Consider the following 878-nt stretch of genomic DNA (forward strand, 5'->3'; position numbering starts at 1 on the left):
GGCTCGAGCGCGCCCTCGGCCGCGCGCACGGCGAGCACCTTGAGGCGCACGTCGCCCGCGGCCGTGGAGGCGCCGGGCTCCGGCGTCACGCCGCGCACCAGCGCGAGGATCCGCGTCGAGGAGAGACTCCAGTCGATGCGGCCGTCCGCGGCGTCGAGCTTGGGGGCCAGCGTCACCTCTCCGGTCTGCGGAGTCGCGACCGCGCGCCCCTGGTCGAGCCCGTCGACGACGCCGAGGGTGAGCCCCGCGCCGCTGACGGCGAGGACCTCCAGCAGCTCGCCGGCCGTCCGCTCCTGCGCGTCCTCGGCGAGCTCGGCGTAGACGTCTCCGGCATCCAGCTCGGCGACCAGCTGGAACACGCTCGCGCCGATCCGCGACTCGCCCGCCATCAGCGCGCGCTGGACCGGAGCCGCTCCCCGCCAGCGTGGCAGCAGCGAGAAGTGCAGGTTGATCCACCCGAGCCGAGGGACGGCCAGCAGCCGCGCGCGGACGAGCCCGCCGTAGGCGACGATGACGCCCAGGTCGGGGGCCAGCGTCGCGATCCGCTCGGTCACCTCCTCGTCGAGCCGGTTCGCCCGGATCACCGGGAGACCCAGCTCCTCGGCGACGACGGCCACGGGCGAGGGAGTGAGCACGCGCTTGCGCCCGACCGGAGCGTCGGCCCGCGTGACCACGGCGACCACCTCGTGCGGCGAGGCGGCCAGGGCGCGGAGGGTCGGGACAGCGGCGGCGGGGGTACCGGCGAAGACGAGGCGCACGGGGTTCTCCTGGGGCGTCGGGGAGGGGTGACGGAGGATCCGGGGATCGGTGTCGTCAGAGGATGTCCGGGTCGTCGAGACGGACCCGCAGCTTCGGGGCCGGCCGGAAGCGGCCGGGCG

The 878-nt window shown here is 76.0% G+C and carries 1 protein-coding gene; it reads right to left on the reverse strand.

Annotated features, from left to right (window positions below; translation table 11 throughout):
- On the reverse strand, nucleotides 1-758 hold a 758-nt coding region (locus ACH61_RS15680; protein ID WP_068213802.1), incomplete at its 3' end, for a methionyl-tRNA formyltransferase.
- Nucleotides 759-878 lie beyond the last annotated feature (120 nt).

The organism is Rathayibacter tanaceti (assembly GCF_001634385.1).
In the GTDB taxonomy this organism is placed as follows: domain Bacteria; phylum Actinomycetota; class Actinomycetes; order Actinomycetales; family Microbacteriaceae; genus Rathayibacter; species Rathayibacter tanaceti.